Origin of the sequence: Streptomyces chiangmaiensis (assembly GCF_036281785.1) — a bacterium.
GTDB classification, from domain to species: domain Bacteria; phylum Actinomycetota; class Actinomycetes; order Streptomycetales; family Streptomycetaceae; genus Streptomyces; species Streptomyces chiangmaiensis.
In genome coordinates, this window is sequence record NZ_JAYWVC010000611.1 from 1 (window position 1) to 1,107 (window position 1,107).

Genomic DNA, 1,107 nt, shown 5'->3' on the forward strand with positions numbered 1-1,107 from the left:
GGTCAAGCAGGCCAAGGCCGACCGGGGCCAGGGCCCCGTGGGTGCTCTGACAAGCGACGAGAAGGAAGAACTGCGGCGGCTACGGCGGGAGACCCGGGAACAGCAGCAGACGATCGAGATCTTGAAAAAAGGTCTGGCCTTCTTCGCGAAGGAGACGATGAAGTAGGCATGCTGTGCCGCTTCATCGACGCGGAGAAGGCCGCCGAGGACAACCCCGGCGGCTACAGCGTCAGCCTGCTGTGCCGGGTCGTGGGCGTGAACCGCTCCACCTACTACTCCTGGCTCGCGACACGCCCCGCCGTCGCCGAGCGCCGGCGCGCCGAGGACGAACTCGCCGAGGAGATACGGGAGATCCACGCCGATTCGCGCGGCGCGTACGGCGCCCCACGCGTGCACGCCGCGCTGCGGCGCAAAGGTCATGCGATCAACCGGAAGAAGGTCGAGCGGATCATGCGCGAGCGCGACATCCGTGGCGTCACCCGCCGCAAGCGCCGCCATCTGACGAAGCAGGACACCAAGGCCGCCCCAGCCCCGGACCTGATCGGCCGCGACTTCACCGCGAAGCGGCCTGGCACGAAGCTCGTCGGCGACATAACGTACCTGCCGACGATCGAGGGCTGGTGGTATCTGGCGACGGTCATCGACCTGGCGACTCGCGAGGTGATCGGGTACGCGATGGCCGACCACCACCGCGCCGAGCTGGTCACCGACGCACTGCGCATGGCTGCGGCCCGCGGCGACCTGCAGCCCGGCTGCATCATGCACACCGACCGCGGCAGCGAGTACACGAGCGGCGAATTCCGCCGCGACATAAGGAAGTTGAACCTGAGGCAGAGCATGGGGCGAACCGGTATATGTTATGATAATGCCGCAGCCGAGAGCTTCTTCGGTCTGCTGAAAGCGGAGATCGGCACCACCGTCTGGGAGAGCCGCGAAGCGGCCCGCGCCGACGTCTTCCACTTCATCGAGGTCGAGTACAACCGCACCAGGCTCCGCAAACACCCCGAGTTCGGGTACCTCACCCCACTCGAGACCCGAGCCAGGCTGCAGCAGGACTTCACCCCCGCAGCGTAAGCACCCGCTGTCCACGATCAGGGGGGAACTTCA

The 1,107-nt window shown here is 66.7% G+C and carries 1 protein-coding gene; it reads left to right on the forward strand.

Annotated features, from left to right (window positions below; translation table 11 throughout):
• Positions 1 to 168: 168 nt before the first annotated feature.
• A complete protein-coding gene (locus tag VXC91_RS45950) occupies positions 169 to 1,074 on the forward strand; it encodes an IS3 family transposase (RefSeq protein ID WP_329513262.1) in 906 nt (301 codons plus the stop codon).
• Positions 1,075 to 1,107: the final 33 nt, after the last annotated feature.

What these genes read in the sequence shown, in the direction of transcription:
- VXC91_RS45950 (WP_329513262.1), top strand. Translation starts at nt 169, where the DNA reads ATGCTGTGCCGCTTCATCGACGCGGAGAAGGCCGCCGAGGACAACCCC.